The 18,575-nt window shown below is 59.8% G+C and carries 17 protein-coding genes; 4 read left to right on the plus strand and 13 right to left on the minus strand.

The window, feature by feature from the left end; genetic code table 11:
* Position 1: 1 nt before the first annotated feature.
* The 6 genes from asnB to X760_RS76240 all read right to left on the minus strand — a co-directional run bounded on the left by asnB (position 2) and on the right by X760_RS76240 (position 7,410).
* A complete protein-coding gene (gene asnB / locus X760_RS51525; RefSeq protein WP_023718566.1) occupies positions 2-1,999 on the minus strand; it encodes an asparagine synthase (glutamine-hydrolyzing) in 1,998 nt (665 codons plus the stop codon).
* 4 nt (positions 2,000-2,003) lie between these two features.
* Entirely contained in the window at positions 2,004-3,260 is a 1,257-nt protein-coding gene (locus X760_RS51530) for a hypothetical protein (RefSeq protein WP_023718567.1), read from the minus strand.
* A complete protein-coding gene (locus X760_RS51535; RefSeq protein ID WP_031193856.1) occupies positions 3,257-4,480 on the minus strand; it encodes a glycosyltransferase family 4 protein in 1,224 nt (407 codons plus the stop codon). The genes X760_RS51530 and X760_RS51535 overlap by 4 nt, the downstream gene beginning before the upstream one ends.
* Before the next feature lie 337 nt (positions 4,481-4,817).
* Positions 4,818-5,051: a Trm112 family protein gene (locus X760_RS74545; protein ID WP_084642590.1), complete on the minus strand. Its 234-nt coding sequence runs from the start codon at positions 5,049-5,051 to the stop codon at positions 4,818-4,820.
* A gap of 278 nt (positions 5,052-5,329) precedes the next feature.
* Positions 5,330-6,610 (minus strand): hypothetical protein, encoded by a 1,281-nt coding sequence (locus X760_RS51540; RefSeq protein ID WP_023718569.1) that lies wholly within the window; start codon positions 6,608-6,610, stop codon positions 5,330-5,332.
* An 89-nt stretch (positions 6,611-6,699) separates the two neighbouring features.
* The gene (locus tag X760_RS76240; protein ID WP_023718570.1) at positions 6,700-7,410 is read right to left on the minus strand and encodes an AAA family ATPase; all 711 of its coding nucleotides are present in this window, start codon (positions 7,408-7,410) and stop codon (positions 6,700-6,702) included.
* 428 nt (positions 7,411-7,838) lie between these two features.
* On the opposite strand from X760_RS76240, the gene X760_RS51550 reads away from it, so the two are divergent.
* The 3 genes from X760_RS51550 (at position 7,839) to X760_RS77880 (ending at position 12,438) form a co-directional block, all read left to right on the plus strand.
* Positions 7,839-8,687 carry a class I SAM-dependent methyltransferase gene (locus X760_RS51550; protein WP_084642592.1) on the plus strand — a complete coding sequence of 283 codons (849 nt, stop codon included), beginning with the start codon at positions 7,839-7,841 and terminating at the stop codon, positions 8,685-8,687.
* Between the two features lie 58 nt (positions 8,688-8,745).
* The gene (locus X760_RS51555; RefSeq protein WP_023718572.1) at positions 8,746-9,861 is read left to right on the plus strand and encodes an acyltransferase; all 1,116 of its coding nucleotides are present in this window, start codon (positions 8,746-8,748) and stop codon (positions 9,859-9,861) included.
* A 381-nt stretch (positions 9,862-10,242) separates the two neighbouring features.
* Positions 10,243-12,438, plus strand: coding sequence for a hypothetical protein (locus X760_RS77880; RefSeq protein ID WP_245278563.1), 2,196 nt, complete (start codon positions 10,243-10,245; stop codon positions 12,436-12,438).
* Between the two features lie 167 nt (positions 12,439-12,605).
* Here X760_RS77880 and X760_RS51560 read toward each other — a convergent pair whose 3' ends face one another.
* Entirely contained in the window at positions 12,606-13,589 is a 984-nt protein-coding gene (locus X760_RS51560; protein WP_031193861.1) for an aldo/keto reductase, read from the minus strand.
* Between the two features lie 10 nt (positions 13,590-13,599).
* On the minus strand, positions 13,600-13,755 hold the full coding sequence (locus tag X760_RS74555) for a DUF1127 domain-containing protein (RefSeq protein ID WP_084642594.1): 156 nt from the start codon (positions 13,753-13,755) through the stop codon (positions 13,600-13,602).
* Positions 13,756-13,990: 235 nt separating this feature from the next.
* Between X760_RS74555 and X760_RS0137645 the strand changes: the two genes are divergently transcribed.
* Complete coding sequence (locus tag X760_RS0137645) at positions 13,991-14,860, plus strand: LysR family transcriptional regulator (RefSeq protein ID WP_031193862.1); 870 nt, start codon at positions 13,991-13,993, stop codon at positions 14,858-14,860.
* Positions 14,861-15,142: 282 nt separating this feature from the next.
* On the opposite strand, the gene X760_RS51565 is transcribed toward X760_RS0137645, so the two are convergent.
* The 5 genes from X760_RS51565 to X760_RS51580 form a co-directional block, all read right to left on the minus strand.
* Entirely contained in the window at positions 15,143-15,958 is an 816-nt protein-coding gene (locus tag X760_RS51565; protein WP_031193864.1) for an MBL fold metallo-hydrolase, read from the minus strand.
* Between the two features lie 185 nt (positions 15,959-16,143).
* On the minus strand, positions 16,144-16,359 hold the full coding sequence (locus tag X760_RS51570) for a YdeI/OmpD-associated family protein (protein ID WP_036244599.1): 216 nt from the start codon (positions 16,357-16,359) through the stop codon (positions 16,144-16,146).
* A 46-nt stretch (positions 16,360-16,405) separates the two neighbouring features.
* On the minus strand, positions 16,406-17,200 hold the full coding sequence (locus X760_RS51575; RefSeq protein ID WP_023718578.1) for an AraC family transcriptional regulator: 795 nt from the start codon (positions 17,198-17,200) through the stop codon (positions 16,406-16,408).
* Positions 17,201-17,275: 75 nt separating this feature from the next.
* Positions 17,276-17,620 carry a hypothetical protein gene (locus tag X760_RS73640; protein WP_023718579.1) on the minus strand — a complete coding sequence of 115 codons (345 nt, stop codon included), beginning with the start codon at positions 17,618-17,620 and terminating at the stop codon, positions 17,276-17,278.
* Between the two features lie 144 nt (positions 17,621-17,764).
* Positions 17,765-18,553, minus strand: a complete 789-nt coding sequence (locus X760_RS51580) for a type 1 glutamine amidotransferase domain-containing protein (protein ID WP_245278564.1) — start codon at positions 18,551-18,553, stop codon at positions 17,765-17,767.
* Between the last annotated feature and the right edge of the window lie 22 nt (positions 18,554-18,575).

The following is an 18,575-nucleotide window of genomic DNA, read 5'->3' on the forward strand; positions in this document are numbered from 1 at the left end:
CTTATACTCCTGTCAGTTCGAGCACTGTAGACATGCCCGTTGCCGGCCCTGGGGGCCGCCCGGCCTCGTTGCGCCAGGCCTGGAACATCAATGCGGGCCACAAATCACGAGAATGGTCCTGTCTTCCGTCAAGGTGGTCGCGCCAGCACATCGCGACCTTCGCAAAGTCGAAGATCCCATCTCCGGAGAGGCGCATATCGGCGACCAGATCGCTGGCCCAGTCGCGCAACGGGCCTCTCAGCCAGACCGCTATGGGAACATCGAAACCCTGCTTCGGCCGGTCGATCAGCCGTTGCGGAAGATAGCGGCTCAGCAACTGACGAAGTATCCACTTGCCTTTGCCATTGCGAACCTTCGCATGTGCGGGCAGCCGCCAAGCGAATTCGACAACCCGATGGTCGAGAAGCGGGCACCGGCCCTCGAGGCTGTTGGCCATGCTGGCACGGTCCAACTTCACCAGTATATCGTCGGGCAGGTAGCCGGCCATGTCGTCGTACAAGAGACGGGACAGCAGGCCATCAAGCCGGGGTGACTCTTGAATTGATGTGGGCGGCTTGTGGAGTGTGAGGCTCTCGGTCGATACTCCGGTCAGCCGTTGATACAATTCGTCCTCATCTGCTGCGGCGAGCAGCCGAGCGAGGCGGTGCAGCCGATCGCTCCGCAGCGCGAGCCGTGCACTCGCCGAAAGCGGCAGCTTGCTGACGAGATCGTAGCGCGCCGCACGGGCCAGCAATTCGACCCCTGCAGCAAGCGTGTGACGCAGCGGCGACGGCAGCGCATGCTGTCGTTTCAACCGCGCCGCCATGAAGTGGCGGGCGTAACCGGCGAAGCATTCATCGCCACCGTCGCCTGACAGGGCCACGGTAACATGCTGGCGGGCGAGCCGCGCCACCAGCAAAGTTGGTATCTGCGATTCGTCGGCGAACGGCTCGTCCCAGATCTGCGGCAATTCTGGAATGACCTCGCGCGCAGCGGCGGCCGAAAGGTGTAGTTCAGTATGATTGGTGCCCAGATGCCGCGCAACCTCCGCGGCGTGGGGAGCCTCATCAAACCCGCCTTCTCCGAAAGCAATCGTGAATGTGCGCACCGGCTTCGGCGACTGAGCCTGCATCAGCGCCACAACGGCGGAGCTGTCGATGCCACCAGACAGAAAGGCACCCAGCGGCACATCGGCTACCATGCGTTCCCGAACGGCAAGTCGCAGCAGGTCGTCGAGTTCGTCGGTCAGTTCTTCGTCGGTGCCGGCGATTGGATTCAGTCGACCGTTCGCGGCGACTTCAGGCAGCGACCACCAGTGTCGGACGCGTTGCGAAAGGGATGCGGCACTGCGCGCCTCGGCAAAATCTGCCGCCGTCACAGACAGAACCGAGCCAGGAGGTAACTTGAATACGCCTTGCCAGATGCAACTGTTACCCGGCACCCATCCCTTCGAAAGCATCGTCGCAGCCGCGTCGAGATCGAGCTCCTGACAGAACCCTGGAAAACGATTGATCGCCTTCAACTCGGAGGCAAAAACAAGCGCATCGCGTGTTGCAGCAACATAGAGCGGCTTTTTGCCCATTCGGTCGCGGGCGAGATGGAGGGTCCTGGTCTTCAGATCCCACAATCCAAATGCGAACATGCCAGCGAGGCGCGTCAGTGCGGTGTCGAGACCCCAACTCTCGATTGCGCACAGCATGACTTCGGTATCGCTGGCGCCACGGAACCGATGGCCAGCGCCTTCAAGTTCGCGGCGCAGATCGCGGAAATTGTAGATCTCGCCGTTGAACGTAATGGCATATCGGCCACTTGCCGAATGCATTGGTTGGCGTCCCGCCTCCGATAGATCGACGATAGCCAAACGCCTGTGGCCGAAGGCGATGCCGGCTTCACGGTTGACCCAGAAGCCTTCACCATCAGGCCCGCGATGACGAAGGCCCGTCGTCATCTGCCCTATGGCCGTGAGCGGCCTGGCACTGGCTGCATCGGGTGCAAGGAGAATTCCGGCAATCCCACACATGCCATCACCTCCGGTCGCTCGAGGTTGCCGAAACCGTTTGCGGCGTTCCGGCAACAAGGCAAATGGTCAGCGCAAACCACACGATTGGATGGCGGATGATCAGATGTGGCATCCCGAAGATAACGATCGACACGACGAGCACGAACAGGGCATCGAGCTTTGCACGCCATGCGCATAAAGCCGCCGCGCCGACAATCCAGGCCAGGGCTAGGACTGCAATCAAACCACCTTGAGTGTATAGATCGAGAATCGTGTTGTGAGCCTCGAAAGGCCGGGGCAGAAACTGGCTGTAGGAAATGGGCGGGCGCTCCAGATGCGGCCCAGGACCAAGGCCCAGGGATCCTGACGTCAGGCCCTTGCCCAATGCATCTCCCCAGAGATGGAGGCGAAGTGCGGCGGTTTCGGCGGTCGCGTCGCCGCCCTTGTCCTTGGTGAGACTTAAGGCGAACTGTTCGACGCTGCCCGCTTCCGTGAGAATGTAGGGCGTCATCGACAAGGCCAACGGAAGGAAGCCAATCATCAACAGGAGGGTAACTTGCCGGGAAAAGCTGGCCTTGCCGTCACCGGTTGCGAGCCATGTCCGAACCCGCAGCCCAAGAAATATCAGGCAGGCCAGGACCGTCGTGTACAGATAGGTATCACTCTTCGTCAGCCTTCCGATATAGATGGTCAGGATAAGGCTGCTGAGCCCGGCCAATCTCGCCCACGGATTGCTAGTGGTCGTCGCAAGATGCAAGGCGAATGGGCCAAAGAGTGCACAATAGAGCGCGAGCTGGTTCGGGTTCTCGGACCAGCCGCGGAAGCGATCCCAGTACCACGGATCGACGCCGGATTGGTGGATCCAACCCCATCCAAGTGCCAGCTGAACAATAAAGCCTGCATTCGCGATCGCGACCACCCACCACGCAGTACTGCGCAGATGACGATCAGCCTCGGGCTCCGCGGCGGCTAGGCAGGTGACGCAGATCAGCAGCAGGTAGGCTATCATATCGTGCATCACCACCGACAGGTACAGCACCGTGGTCAGATAGCCGACGATGGTGCCAATCCCCAGAGCAAGCGTCATGATCAGCCAGAAGCCCGCGACACGGATCAGGGCGGGCCTGACTACCAAGTGACCGCCGGCGAGCACCCGGCCGATCGACAGCATGATCCAAAGCGCGAGAAACAGCTCGCCATAGCCGAGCGGCACTCCCGGAATGGTGAGCTGCGCCGCATAGGACATCGCAACGCCGCAGGCCAGCAACGCGTCGCGGATCATCGGCGCGCTCCACCCAATGCGCGGTTTACAGCAGCCTCTTCAAGCAACGCCGGCGACGCCGGTCGAGCGAAGCCGCCATGGGATTTGGCGCTAAGGACATTGTCGTAGAGATCACAATATTGCTCGACCACCCAGGGCAGCGAGAACTGCGTCCGGACCAGCTCGACAGAGCGAGCGCCCATGGTCCTTCCTTTCCGGCGGTCGGACAAGACGTCTATAATTCGACACGCAAGGCTGTTCGGATCGTGCGGTGGGACGAGATGGCCGTTCCATCCGTCTTCGACCACCTCATTGCAGCCAGGCATCCTTGAGGCGACGATAGGCAATCCTGCCAGCCCTGCCTCCAGCAGGACGCGCGGAATCCCTTCGCGGTATTGTGTCGGAAAGGCGAACAGATCGGCCATGCCAAGCAGGGCAGGAACGTCACGTCGTGGGCCCAAGGCGATGACATGGGGCGCATGTCGATCAATCTCCGCCTTGTCCACCGCAAATGGGCCCTCGGATTCCAATGGCCCGACAAGCACGAAACGGGCATCGGGCCTTTCAGCCAAAATGCGAGGGACTGCCTTGAGGAGTGTCGGGATGCCTTTCTGGCGAGTTAGCCGGCCGACAAAAATTACGATCTCGGCGGATTGGAGCCCAAGCTCCTCGCGCATTTTCATCGCCGACGGGCCAAGATGCCTTGCCATGGCGAACGCATCGACGTCGATTCCAGAACTGCGGATCACTCGTCCGCTGCCACGTATGATCAGTCGGTAGCGTTCAAAGAATGACTGATCGTCCCGATTTTGGAACACCGTAGCGGCCGTCCATAAGGACGAAAGCCATTGCAGTCCGCAAAAGATTGGGCGCAGGGCCAGGGCGCGCGGTTCCAGGGACGAGAACGTCCAGCCCAGACCGTTGATTGTGCGCACGACTGGAACGCTCCCGCGCACCGCAAGTGGCGTCACCAGGTTGGGCTTGGTGTCGAAGCTTTGGATAATATCCGGCCGGAGTTCCGCCATCAGCTTTCGAATGGTTTTGATGGCGGCCCATTCCCCGCTGCTGCTGGAAAAGCGGTCGAAACCGTAGCTGCGATGCGGAATGCCATGCCGCAGGAATGCGGCTTCACCGCCGCTCGAAACCGCAGTAACCTGGAATCCCTTCTCTCGCAGCGACATCAGGAAGGGGATTCGCAGGGCGTGATCCTCGCCTCCAACACACACGAGGTGCGGATTCATCCTGCGTCTCCTGACCGTTCGCCGTAGCCCGATCGCGCGAAGTGGCCGGCCGTTGAATTTGCTTTCATAGTGTTGGTTTCGTTACCCATCACGCCCAAGATCACGGTAGGGGCAGGCCTTGCCACTGTCCTCGTCTGTTTGAATGACACACACCGTGTCCCGGAAACGGATCGCCGTGCCCAGCCGGTTCAGGTAGCCGCGCGTTGCATCAAAAAGGTCGGCACTGCCCAGATGCCCGAGCACGGAGTGGTCCGTTGACAAACGGCTCGCGCTCCGCGGCACTTTCCTGTCTTGGTGCTGGTTGCCGTCGGAATGCCGCCTAATTTGCGCGGCTAGCTCATCCTCTGGATGCGCGAAGTTTGACCACGCGGGAGATGATCGCCCGTGCCTCCGATGCTAGCAGGATCGGAATGCCGTCGCGTACCGGGTAGGCAAGTCCTGCGCTCTTCGATACGAGTTCGTCGCGATCCCCATCCCAGGCAAGTGAGCCTTTGGTCACTGGGCATACTAACCGTTTCAACAACTCAGGATTGAAAGAGGCATTCTCTTCGGCTCGCCTATCCGCATCCATCTGCTATTCCTTTCTCGGCTCCGACGCGAGCGTCTTTCGCACAAAAGCCATCACCCGACGTTCGAGTCATTTCTGTAAATCGTAGAGTTCCGGCAAGTGTCATAAGCCTTGCAAACTGCACTTTCACGGTAGGTGCAGGCTTGGCCACCTGTCGTCGTCTGTTTGAATGAATTGACATTGAACGGAGCTGCGTGGCGGCGAAGTTGGAGGTGAGGTGTTGAACGCACAATGGGTAAGCACGATCGGAGACAACCGTGATAGGTGACCGGAAGGTTTCGTTATTGAAGACCGCTCGCGGTTAATGCTCTCGAGCCAGTGTTTGACCGTTCCGGCCAGTCAATACGGGCGACGAAATCGTAAACCGGACCGCCGGGTACTCCCCAATTGCTTGACCAGACCACCTGTGAACCGTCTGGGGACGGCGAGGCGTGGGTCTCACTCCAGTAGTCGAATGGAGCGTTCTTCGTCTGCACAATACGTCGAACCTCTCCGCTGCCGTCGATGCGCAGCGCGATGACTTCCCGCGCATACGGCGCCCAATTCGGATATTTCGATACTTCGTCCGGGTCGCCGGAATAGCTAAGGAACACCCAACCCGGCCTGTCCAGTGACCTGAGCGATGCATGCTGTGCTTCGCCATATCTCATCAGCGAGGTGACTTTCCCATCTGACAGCCTTCGCTTGATCACCTGGAATATGTCTGGATCGGATTTACTGATCCCCACATAGATTTCGCTGCCGTCGGCATCGACCGTCATGTCCCCATGGCCAGGCCGATGATGCTCGGTCCATTTTTGGCGCAGAACGCCGTCAACCGAAAAGATGAACGTCTGTTCAGTTTCGTCTTTTAGGTACTGAATGCATAAGATGTTGACGCCTAGCGGCGAGATTGAGCAGGCGCTGTTGGTCCCGACAAGCTGTGCGAGATCGATTTCCGGAAACTTCCGCCGCTGTTTGAGATCGTAGGCAAAGACGACCGCTTTGCCGTCCCCGCGAACCGCGCGCACGGCTATACGGCTGCCGTCACGGCTCGGATTCCCTTTATAAGGGCCGAACTGGAGATCGCTACTGTCAGTCGAAACAAACAGGACCTCCTCATGATTGGTGCGTGGCGCCCACGTCGAGATTTTCCGACCACCGACGCAGATCATCAGGTCGGGATCGCGAGGGTGCCATTCGCATTCGATCGATCGAACACGGCGAAAAAGCGGAGCGTAGGTGCGCCCATCCAGGAAGCATAAGCCGCCGCAGCCGTTGCTGATGACAAGAAGGCTCTGATCCGAATTCCAGGCCTGAGCGCTCGAATAGCGGTGGCTGCAATATTTGCTCCCGCATGCGACGCCGGCGCCGAGGATTCCGGGTTTGGTTATTCGCGTGAAAGTTGTGCCAAATGCCGCATCCTTCGCCGGGTGCAGGTAATCAGGCAGGTCCATGGCCACCGGCGCGACGAACTTTGTCGATGCCACATCCTCTTCACTCACCGCTCCGCGCAGATCTATGGATGTCGCGCTGGCAGCTAGCGTCAACGCCAAGACAATTTGGTAGCGAAAAAAGCGCATGTCGTGTCAACTCACGCGGTTCCGTCTCAATAGTTCGATTTCCGTTTTTATTGGATACCTTCTTCTCGACGCTTCAAAACCGTATCTCTCTAAGCTTCAACCCTTTTAAATTTCGCCCGCGCCGCGCCAAACTTGTCAATTACTCCACGCGCTATTATTTCGGTGGCGGCAGCGAGCCCGTCTGAATCTAAGCTTTCAACGCAAGTTGTCGGTACCGGGAACGATCCAAGTTGTTCCTCGATAAGATTAACGTGGTCGATATGATCAAGACTGCTCTGCAGATCAACTTCGAGGAACTTCTGAATGATGCCGAGATTACGCCGGCGTTCCCTCAACCGCGCCTCTAGAATCTCTCGTGGCGCCTGCAATCGGACAAGCAGGTCCGGTTTGGGTAGAAGCTCGAGGGCGCACGACACCCTTTCACGATCCGTTATGCCGCTGAACAAAACCAGCGAGCACACGAATTGCACCATACCCTGGTCAAAAATTGAGATCGTGTCCTTGGACGCTATTGCCGCGCGCCAGGCTTGTAGAAGAGCTTCAAGATGCCAGTTCAGACGAGCCGCCCACAGCTCATTCTTGGGTGGAAGGATCTTAAGCACTTCTGCACCGAGAGAACGCTGTCCAATCCACTTTGAATGCAAGCCGGAGACTAGTTTGAAGGCGGCTCTTCTAACCGGGTGTCGACGGTCGCCGGTCTGCAAAACAACAGAGTAGCCCTGAGCTCGCAGAACGTGCACCAGCTCGCACGCCAACGTCGTCTTACCAGCACCGGACGGCCCAAATAGCTCCAAGATCATCTTTCAATCCAGACTGAGGGAAGCCTTCCGGCAGTGATGTTATGTCCATTTGCTGAAGCGAACGCCCATCTCTTCCCGGGATGTCTAGCCGACGAGCCAGGAATTCGCGCCATCCGTATGAATGACGGTGTGGTCACGTTAGGATATCGACGAAGGCCATAATCGTGAACGGAAGGAGTGCGTTTCGGTCACTATCCTTCCCGATTGCCTTCCATCCGTTTGCCGTTCCGTCCCCGACAGGGCTGTGCAGTAGCCCAATGCCCCAGCGCACCTCCACGGGGCTCAGTAGTCATAAGTTCGGCATGTCTCATCCGTTCGGGGGATGCGAGATACCCAGCCATCTGGAAACCTTACCTCTGCGATGGCCCCACCCAGAACTGATCTTTTGCCGCCTTTATCGCCAATAGAACAGCTTGGTGGGGCATCCAATGAATAGGTTGGACAAAAAATCTTCGATTCCATCTCAGGAGAAATCGTATGAAAGCGGGCAGATGAGCGAGGACCTCAAGTCATATCCGTCAGCAGGGGCTACAGCCGCTATGCCTACTAGTTACGACGCCGAAGTCGCGGCCGCGGCCTATGATCTCCCAACAAAGCAGAGATATCAGGATCCGAGCTTTGCGAGCTGGTACCTGGACGGATATGCAGGCCGCTTGAAGCTGTCTACAATTGCATCCTACGTCATTGCGCGACGGGAGCAGCGCTGCATCGCCAAGGCGCTGGAGAGGTGCAGCCCGCCTCCATCTCAGGTGCTCGATATCCCATGCGGAACCGGGAAGCTGGCTGGCGTGCTGGGCCGGCATGATTGTCAGGTGCTGGCTGCAGACATTTCAATGGAAATGATGGCCCTGGCTAAGTCAGCATATGAAGGTCAGTCCGGATTTCGGGGATTCATCCGATGTGACGTGACGCAACTGCCGTTCGCTGACGAAAGCTTTGACACGGTGGTCTGTCTTCGCCTCATCCATCTTATCCCGCCACATCTCAGGCGCGACATTATCATGGAGCTCGCGCGCGTTGCCAGCCGCCGTCTGATCGTATCCTACGGCGTTGGCACCCGCCTCCAGAGAATGCGACTAAGGCTGCGGAAGATAATCACCGGAAGGCTGTCGGCGCCTCATCCCGTCAATCTTAACGTTGCACGACAGGATTTCGCAGAGGCGGGGCTCGAGCTGGTACGCTCTTTCAGCGTCCTCCGGTTCCTGTCCTGCGAGCAGCTGTTCGTACTTGAGAAGGTAAAGGCGTGGCCTGCCGCCGGTTTGCAGCCTTCGCGTTAGCACTGGCATTGCGGATCAAGCCGCTGATGGGTGTCAAAAGCTGAAACGGCGACGGGAGATGGCTGTGGAACCGGCAGGCAAAGCCATTCCGGCGCGCATGGCATCACTCGACCTGCTGCGCTTGGCCGCAGCCCTCGCGGTCGTGCTCTATCATTATCTTTTTGGCGGCGCGATCGCCGGAAGTCTCGATGTAGAATATCCTGCCGCAGCACCTTACGCCATCTATGGCTATCTCGGCGTCAATCTGTTTTTCCTGATCAGCGGTTTCGTCATCGCGTGGTCGGCCGAAGGTCGAACCTGGCAGGAATTCGCGGTCGCCCGCTTCGCCCGGCTTTATCCCGGATTCCTTGTCTGCATGACCGCAACTTTTGTTGTTCTCGTCGTCGCCAAAGACCAGCGTTTTCCGACCGATATTGCGACCTATGTAGCCAATCTCTCTATGTTCGCCCGCCTCTTCGGCAGACCATCCATGGATGGGGCCTACTGGTCGATCATGCTCGAGATCCTGTTCTACGGCTGGGTTGCAGTGCTGATTTTTGCGGGTGCCTTTCAGCGCTGGAAAATACCTATCGCTGCCATCTGGCTCGCAATTTCGGCAAGCAACGAGTTCTTCTTTGAGAACACGGTGATACGCATTCTCTTTATTACAAACTATGCGCCTTTGTTTGCCGCCGGCATCCTCGCGGAAGACATCGTTGCAAGGGGCCGTTCGCCGGCTGCGTTCCTGCTTCTTGCCGTCGCATTCCTGGTGTCTTGCCAGACCATAATCTTCTCTCACAACTGGATGCATGAGCACTTTGGCGCTGCCATTTCGTATCCTGCTCTCCTCGCCGCCAATATAGTGATCTACGGAGTCTTCTCTGGCGCGATACTGCTCCGCTCGGTGATTGCTCCATCCAAGGTTGTCATGATGCTCGGAGGATTGACTTATCCGCTGTATCTTTTGCATCAGTATATTGGCTACATCTCGCTTAACGCGCTGGCGCCGCATGTCGGAAAGAACGCCGCATTCTTCGTTGTCTTTGCCGGGACTCTTCTTGCCTCTTTTCTCGTCTGGCGCTTCATCGAGACGCCGGTACGCAAGCCGCTCGTTCGCGCTCTGGTGTCTGGGATATATCGCCTTGCACCAGCCTCGCAGCCAATCCGGCCAACCTCGTCCGCACGAACATCGTGATCAGAGGCGCTCGGCGGGTGTCCCAGAAAGATTCGCGTTAATCGCGAAACACCGGGGTATCCGGGCTTGGCACGCTGTACGGCACGCTGGATGTGTCCCGCTTCCGGTTTCATTGACGGCTCAGCCGATTCCCCAGCACCCCGCATGACGAGGCTTCAAGAGCAGCGAAGCGCACTCCAAATAGCGCACGCCAGGTCCGGCACATGGCGCAAGACTCTCTTGCGACCTGGCACCGCATCGAAGGGCTTATCGGGGAGAAGGTCGCACTGTGTGTATCAACTTACGATCAAAGTTTCTCTCACGGGGTGCCGGTATGTGATTTGGCGCTAATATACGCAGTCTGTAGGTAGGGCGCTGTCGAAACAGAAAAAGGAATATTGGATGACAACTCTGCATTACACGTCAGGTGGATCGGGCACGGAAATTGCTCAAGCCGGATTCAATCTGGCTGACGTTTCATCCGTTGACCAACTCAATGCGCTGCCGGACGGTATGAAAGGCATGGTCTATCTGAACGAAACCGACGGAGTAACCTCCTCCTTTGTCGACAAGGTCACGCCCTTCATCGGTAATCCAAAGCTGTTCGGATTCTTCCTGGTTGACGAGCCGGATCCCACCGGCCAATGGGGTACCTACGCCTCTGCCGCAAATCTGAAGGCAGAATCCGACTGGATTCATTCCAATGTGCCGGATGCCAAGACCTATATCACGATGATGAGCCTGGGGACGTCGGCGAATCCAGATTTTTCGAACACCTACAATCCCGCCAGTACGGGTATCGATTACTACGGCGTGGATGTCTATCCTGTCCGCACGGATGGCGCGGTCGACTACAACATGATCGACAAATTCGTCGCCGCCGCTCAGGCATCGGGCATCCCGACGAGCCAGATCATTCCAGGCTACCAGACGTTTGGAGGTGGCGACTATAACACCGACATGGGTGGCAAATATGTCGTGCCCACCGCCACCCAGATGGAAACCATGATGGACCACTGGGCCAAGCTGGTTCCGTCACCCGCCTTCGACTACGCATACGCCTGGGGTTCGCAGCGAGGCGACACAGCGTTGGAGAGCTCTTCGGAACTGCAGGCCGTTTTCCGGGAACACAATCTCGNGCACTGGGCCAAGCTGGTTCCGTCACCCGCCTTCGACTACGCATACGCCTGGGGTTCGCAGCGAGGCGACACAGCGTTGGAGAGCTCTTCGGAACTGCAGGCCGTTTTCCGGGAACACAATCTCAACACTGGAGGGACTGCTCCTTCCGAAGCCGCCGCTACTGATCCCAGTTCTACGGCGAGCATCCCTTCCGAAGCCACCACCGGCGATAGCGCCTCGACTGCCACGGCTCCGTCCGAGGCCACCCCCAACGATAGCGCCTCGACTGCCACCGCCCCGTCCGAGGCCACCCCCAGCGATAGCGCCTCGACTGCCACGGCCCCGTCCGAGGCCACCACCGGCGATAGCGCCTCGACTGCCCCTGCCGAGGCCACCACCGGCGATGGCACCCCGACTGCCACGGCCCCGTCCGAGGCTACCCCCAGCGACAGCACCTCGACTGCCACCGCCCCTTCCGGGGCCACCCCCAGCGACAGCACCTCGACTGCCACCGCCCCTTCCGGGGTCATCACCGGCGATAGCAGTTCGACTGCGACTGCCCCTGCCGAGACCACTACCGGCGATAGCAATCATAGCAAGACCGCGCTTTCGCACCTCCTCGCTGGCAATAGCAGTTCGACCGACACCGCCGCCTCCACAAGCGATGGCAGTCATGGCAAGACCGCGCTTTCGCACCTCCTCGCCAGCGACGGCAGTTCCACGGCGGCCGCCGCTTCCGGCGCTACCACAAGCGATGGCAGTGATAGCAAGACCGCGCTTTCGCACCTCCTCGCCGGCAATGGCAGTTCGACTGACACCACCGCTTCCGGCGCCACCATCAGCGATAGCAGTCATGGCAAGACCGCGCTCTCGCACCTCCTCGCTGGCAATGGCAGTTCGACTGATACCGCCGCTTCCGGCGCCACCACAAGCGATGGCAGTGATAGCAAGACCGCGCTTTCGCACCTCCTTGCCAGCGACGGCAGTTCGACTGACACCACCCACGATAGTGCCGGCGACAAGGTAAGCGAGGGCAGCAGCGTTGACCGCATATTGGCTGCGTTGAACCATTCTCTTTCGGCCGGCTCGGAGCTTCTCCCGACCAACGACCCGTCCGACACAACGGCAACCAGCCTGGTTCGCCACGGGTTCGCGCAGACCGTCCAGCCCGATGAAAATGTCGGCGCCCAGGCAAAAAATGGCGCCGCCGAGATCATGTCCGGCCACGGAGGCAACGACGCCTTCGACTTCAGCAAGCTCCAGGACAAGCTCCACCTCGATCAACCCGCTCTTACCGAGCTTAAGTCGGGCGGGCTTTCATTGCATGCTTCCTCTGCTGATACGGCCGCCGATGATGGTTCCCACCACATCATCTTTGACAGTACAACCGGATCGCTCTCTATCGACAGCGATGAAGTCGGCGGCGCAGCTCAAGCGCAGCTCGCTATCCATTTCCCGTGGCAGCATCAGTCTTTGTGATCTGAAAACCCGGAGCGGCGGACCTTCAAATGGAGTCGGGTCCGCCGCTCCGTCTTTGTTCAATTGCGCCACGGAAGCTTGGCCAAGGGAAGATAAGATACCGGCGGAGATCGGAGAGATCGAAGTTGGTCGGCATCATCACCAATGCGAATTTCGGATTCGCAACACTAAGCGGTCTCGGCAATTTTCAGCACGGCGTCGATCTCGGCCATCACCGCTGCCGGCAGCGGCCCTTTTTCCAGCGCACCGAGATTGTCCGCGACCTGCTCGGGCCGCGTGAAGCCGGGAACCGGCAAGGCGATTGCCGACTTGGCGAGGATCCAGCCGAGCGCGCCCTGCGCAAGCGAGCGTCCGCCCGAGGTGAGCAGGTCGCGGATTGCCGCGAGCCTTGACAGATAGTGCGGGTTGGCGGCGCCATCCCTGAAAAACACCATCCAATCGGCATTCCCGCCGCGCACGTCATCGGTGGGCAGCCTTATGGCCGGCGTGTATTTGCCGGTGAGCAGTCCCATTGCCAGCGGCAGCCTGCTGAACGAGACGAGGTGCTCGCGCGCCGCAACGGCCATCAGCTCGTTCGCCGGGGTAAACACATTGAAGTCGTTCTCTACGGCGACGAAACCCTCGCGCGGCGCGTAGGCCGCAAGCCGTTCGCAGTGATCGGTGCTCCAGCCGAAGCCGCCTATCTTGCCCTCCTGGCGCAACAGGCCGAGCGTATCGAACACCTCGCCGGCGCGTTCGATCGGATATTCGTTGATGTGTAGCAGCACGACGTCGATAAAATCGCGCTGCAGGCGCTGCCGCGAATTGTCGATCGATGTCCGGATCGCCGCGGCAGAGGCATCCTCGGGAGCGATCTTGCGCGTTTCGGGATCGCCGAAATAGCCGACCTTGGTGACGATGACGGCTTCGTCCTTACCCTTCAACGCCCGCCCGAGGATTAGTTCGGCATTGCCGGCGCCATAGGCGGCAGCCGTGTCGAACACCCGCGCGCCGATGTCATAGGCCATCGCCAGCGCGGCTTGCGACCTGATATCGTCGACCTCGCCATAGATTGTCGCCGTGTCGCGCCAGCGCGCGGCACCCCCCGCTGCCCAGGTGCCGATCCCGATGCGCGGCACCGATCGGCCATCCCAAAGCTCCATCATCTCCATGCCCGTTTCCTCAATGACGCAGGCTGGCATGGCGGGCACACTCGCGGATCTCATCGCGGGAAATGCCAGCATCCACCAGTGTGCTGTCCGGGGCCTGCCTCAAGCTCGCAAGCGTCTGGCGATAGGCAATCCAGCGGGTGAAACGGTATCGAAGTTCATACAACATGGTCGTCTCCTTTGGCGCGCAGAATGCCCGCGCGCCTGGGTTGATCGAAAGCGCAAAGCATCTGCGCGAATCGCATGCTCGATCGAAAAGATGGCGCTCGCTTCTTGGCCAGCCGAGGCGCTTATCCCTGTCCCGTCAGGCAAGATTATCCAACGCCTCCAATTCCTGCATACTTGCGCGCGATGCCCGCTTCGCGCTACAGCCACGGTCGCAAGGAGTTTTTCATTTCTGCAAAATGGATATTGTCTGGGACGATCTGAGATTGTTTCTCGACGTTGCGCGGCTGGGTGGCTTGAGCGCAGCGACGGGAACCACGCGCCTCAGCGCAGCCACCCTTGGACGACGCGTCACCGCGCTCGAAAAGCAGATTGGCGAACCGCTGTTCGTGCGCCAGCAGACCGGCTACCGGCTGACCCCGGTCGGGGAAGAACTGCTGCGGCGCGCCGAAGACGTCGAGGCAGCAATGCAGTCGCTGACCCGCTGGCGCGAGGGAAACCTGCCCGACCGCATTGTCCGCGTCTCGGCTGGGCCATGGACCTCGGCCTTCGTTTCCGCCCATATCGGCGAGATCTGGACGGTCGATGATGGCATAAGGGTGGAACTCGTCACCACCACCGACCGGGTCGACATCGGCCGCCGCGCCGCCGACATCGGCATCCGCAGCGAGCGCCCGACCGAGCAGTGGCTGGCCGGCCGTCTGAGCGGCAAGGTCGCCCACGCCATTTATTCCGGACGCCACCTGATCAACGGCATCGCCGCCGGATTGTTCGTCGGCGTCACCGGCGAAGGGGCAAACATTGCCTCGGCGCGCTGGCTGCAAGCCCACCACGGCGACCGCATCGCCGTTCGCGGCAACAACACCCATTCGGTGCGCGAACTGGTAGCCGCCGGCGCCGGCCTTTCGATCTTTCCGTGCTTCGTCGGTGACGGTGATCCGCGGCTGGTTCGCGTCGCTCAGCCTATCCCCGAACTCGAAACCGACCAATGGATCGTCACCCATCACGAGGAACGTCACTCGCCGCCGGTACGAAAAGTCGCCGACCGGATTGTCGCCTTGATGCGGGCGCACCAGCCGCTGTTTCGTGGCGAGACGCCGTTCCGGTAAGCCTCAGGTGTCGATCGGCCGCAGTGGATCAAGAATACTTTGGTGGGCCGGACGAGATGCCGCTGCCGTTGATTTAATTGATCTTTTCGTGTGCCAAAATGAAGGTGACGCAAGAGCTTTCGGCGGCGGTGCATCGGGCGTTGGTTACTTATGCTGAAGTCCTGCGCTGGAGCCAGGCAAACACGTCTCCCGTCCCATAAAGCGCATTCCTCCGTGATAGAGCATTTCATGGCCAGGGATCGAGGTTTAGCCAAGGCACAGCGCGACGGGAAAGATGCGGTATCACTTTGAACGCGGCGGCATCGCTCGAGCCGGCTCATAGCCGTATGCTTCACCCTTACGCACCACGCGACCGATGCCCGGCCAGCCAAGGTGCGCGCCGGCGATCCACGTCCCCGCCTCGGCCGCGTCACTGAAAACCTTTAGACGGGTTGCGCGCGCGGTCAGCTGATCGTCGTCATAGCTCCAACTGAACGCGGGATTGCCGAACTGCAAGGCCGGCACATGAACGATGTCCCCGAAGAATAGGAAACGGTCCTCGTCCGCGTCGAACGCGTAGCCGGTATGGCCGGCAGCATGACCGGGCAGGGCGACCGCCCTCAATCGCTCACCCACCTGGTCGCCATTCTGGACGGGCTTCAGCAGGGGCCGGAACTGCGCAAGGTGCGCGTAAGCGAAAAAGCTCTCCACAGCCGCCTCGGGAATTACGATCGCCTTCAAGTTTGGAAAGAGCGCTCGGCCGTCGGGGGTCAAAAGTCCGTGCACATGATCCTGATGGGCGTGGGTGAGCGCCAAGACCGTGATCGAAGCCGGGTCAATCCTGGCTTCCGCCATGGCCTGCTCAAGACGCCCCACTGTCGGGGCCCAGCCCCCTCCTCCGCTGTCGATAAGAACGCCGTCAACGCCTGGACCTGCAAGGGCGAAGCAATTGACAGACAGGCGAAGCGCCCCTGCCTGCGCAGCTTGCGGCACCGGATTATCCTGCGGATCCCGCAGAAGGTCCGCCGGCATCTCGATGTAACCGTCCGAGAGCGACCAGACGCGCCACCTTCCCGACGTGCTGCCAAGCACGTTGCTGCTTTGCGATGTCACGATCATTAAGGCCACCTGCCGCAAACGAAAATGGAGGATAGGTTCGATTGTCACTATTGGCTCTCTGCACCCTCTACGCAAAGTCGTCGGGAAACCGGTGAAGATCAATCCGGAAAGCATCAGATCTCGATAAGCGACGGATTGGAAAATGATCGTTGACCGACCTGCTAGCTTCGTGGCGATGCCAGCTCTTATTGCATGCCCATGTAGATTCCTCCCTTCGTAAGCTCTTCAATCATCTGATTTATGCGCTTTCGGCGTGTTTCCGGGTGACGGGCGCGCGCGATCCAGTGCAAGTAATCATTGCGCTGATAGGGAGGCCGTTGCTTGAAAGCAGGCATCAGATTTGCGGCCTCGAGCTCTGCACGCAAACTGTCGGGCATTTTAGCCAACGGACGTTTCAGCAAATCACGTCTCCGCTATTCGAATTCTGATGATGGAATAGATCACAAGTCAGCCCTCGCGCCTGCGAGACCGCAGCCGGCCTGGCGACAGCCCTTTCAATCGGGTCACGACGCGATTCATATGGGCCTGGTGAGTGAAACCCGCATGTTGAGCAATCTCGGCCAGCGGCAGATCGCTATTTTCCAAAAGCTCGACCGCGCGATCAACGCGGCGGCGTAAAATGAATTGATGTACCGGCAATTGCGTCGCCTCGCGAAAGGCGGCGGTGAAGACGCGTCGTGGCATTCCCGAGATTCCGGCAAGATGGTCGATCGAGATCCCCTTTTCCAGATCGCCGTCAATCGCAGCGAGGACCCGGTCGAACCGCTGCGAGGTCAGGAGCGGAGATTTCTGCCGCCGCTGGCGTGCATGCCCGAGACGGAGCAGGTTCACGAAAATCAGGCCCAGCGTCCATTCACGGACGATGGCATTGGCTGGCGGGTCGCCTTCGAGGCGTCGGCACAACTCGGCCACCAGCGAATCGCGTATCGGTCGATCGGTCAGGATCACCAGGTCCTCAAGGGTCCCGGCTGCGGATACCAGGAGCCTTGACGCCAGCGCGGAGTCAACGGTGATCATCGTCAGCTCTCGCGGCTCCTCGATCTTGAACCGCGTGGCCCGCTCGGGAAGACTGAGCAGCAGATCACCGGGGCGCGTGAAGACGCGCCGCAGCCCGCGGCCAAGATCGATCTCTGCATAGGATGAACCGCTGCGAATCACACGCAGCTGAACGACTCCGGCCGGTGCATGGCGATAGTCGCCGGCAGGAAAGAACAACCTCTTTGCACTTGCCGCGGTCACCATCGTTGTACCGGGCGTCCGGACGCAAGTTCCTCCAGGACTTCGATGATCGATCGCCGCATCCTCGATCCTTGACGCCTACACTTTTGCCCGTTTGACTGGTCCACCAGGGGCATCATTTGCCAGGGCAGTCAGGTCACCGATCCGGGGCACAAAGATGTTGTGCAGTGTCTGGGTCATAATGGTCATTTCACGCTGAATTTGCAGTTCCTGTGCGGCGGGAAACAATGTGTCCTGCAAGAAGAGTTCCAGGCCTGCCTTGTCGTCCCATATCTCGATGATGCGATAGCCATCGTCGGTGGCATGCGCGATGTGCTGGTAGATGCCGCCAGCGGGCCGTTTCTCCACGCCGATCCGATCGAGGATGCGGCTATAATCTTCGGCCGTCAGGCCGGCAATATCAAGTGTCGTCACTACGGCCATGGTTCATCCTCGCTGCTGATAGTGGTTGTTTGAAGTGGAGTTCTTGGACGGGCCCCGAATCTATTGGGCCGATGTCGTTTGGCATCGCTGTCCTGACCGCGAGTTTGACTCCCGAAGTTCACCCACAGGAGCGGCCTTTGGTCCTCAGCCACCGAGCGCCTCGATGACAAGACGGGCGGTCGCAGCTCCGGAGAAGTTCTGCTGGCCGGTGATCAAATTGCCGTCGCGCACGGCAAAATCGCGCCACAGCCCGGCCTGAATATAGTTCGCGCCGAGCGCACGCATCTCATCCTCGATCCGCCATGGCATCAGATGCGTACCGTGCGGCAGCGCGCCCATCTCCCAGACGGCATTATCGGCGAAGTCTTCCTCGACATTGGCGAAACCTGTGACAGTGCGCCCTTTGGCCAGCAGCTCGCCGGTTGAGAGGCGCGCGTAGCGCAGCAGCGCGACGCCATGACACAAGGCGGCCGCGACCTTGCCGGCCGCAAGAAAGGCGACGAACAGCCGCTGCAACTCAGTCGCGCCTTGGAAGGTGAACATCGGCGCCTGGCCGCCAGCGACGACGATCGCGTCGAACGCGTCGAACGACAGCTCTGCGATGGGCCGGGTCGTCTCCACCAGCGCCGCCAGTTTCGGCGTCGACAGGAAACCCAGCGAGATCAGATCCGTATCCGAATAGCCGGACGGATCACGCGGGTCGCTCAACACATCCGCCTCGCATTTGCCGCCCTCAGGCGAGAAGATCGCGACTTCGTATCCGCGCTCCGTGAAGGCGAGCCAGGGATGAGTTAACTCGCTCCACCAAAACCCGACCGGCCAGCCTGTGGTGGTTGATACAGCCGGGTTTGAAAGGACCATCGCGACCCGCTTTGGATGCAGCGGGTCGAGTGGGTTGGGATCACGCACGCTCATCGCGCCATCNAGGACCATCGCGACCCGCTTTGGATGCAGC

It is taken from the genome of Mesorhizobium sp. LSHC420B00 (assembly GCF_000503055.1).
Classification (GTDB): Bacteria; Pseudomonadota; Alphaproteobacteria; order Rhizobiales; family Rhizobiaceae; genus Mesorhizobium.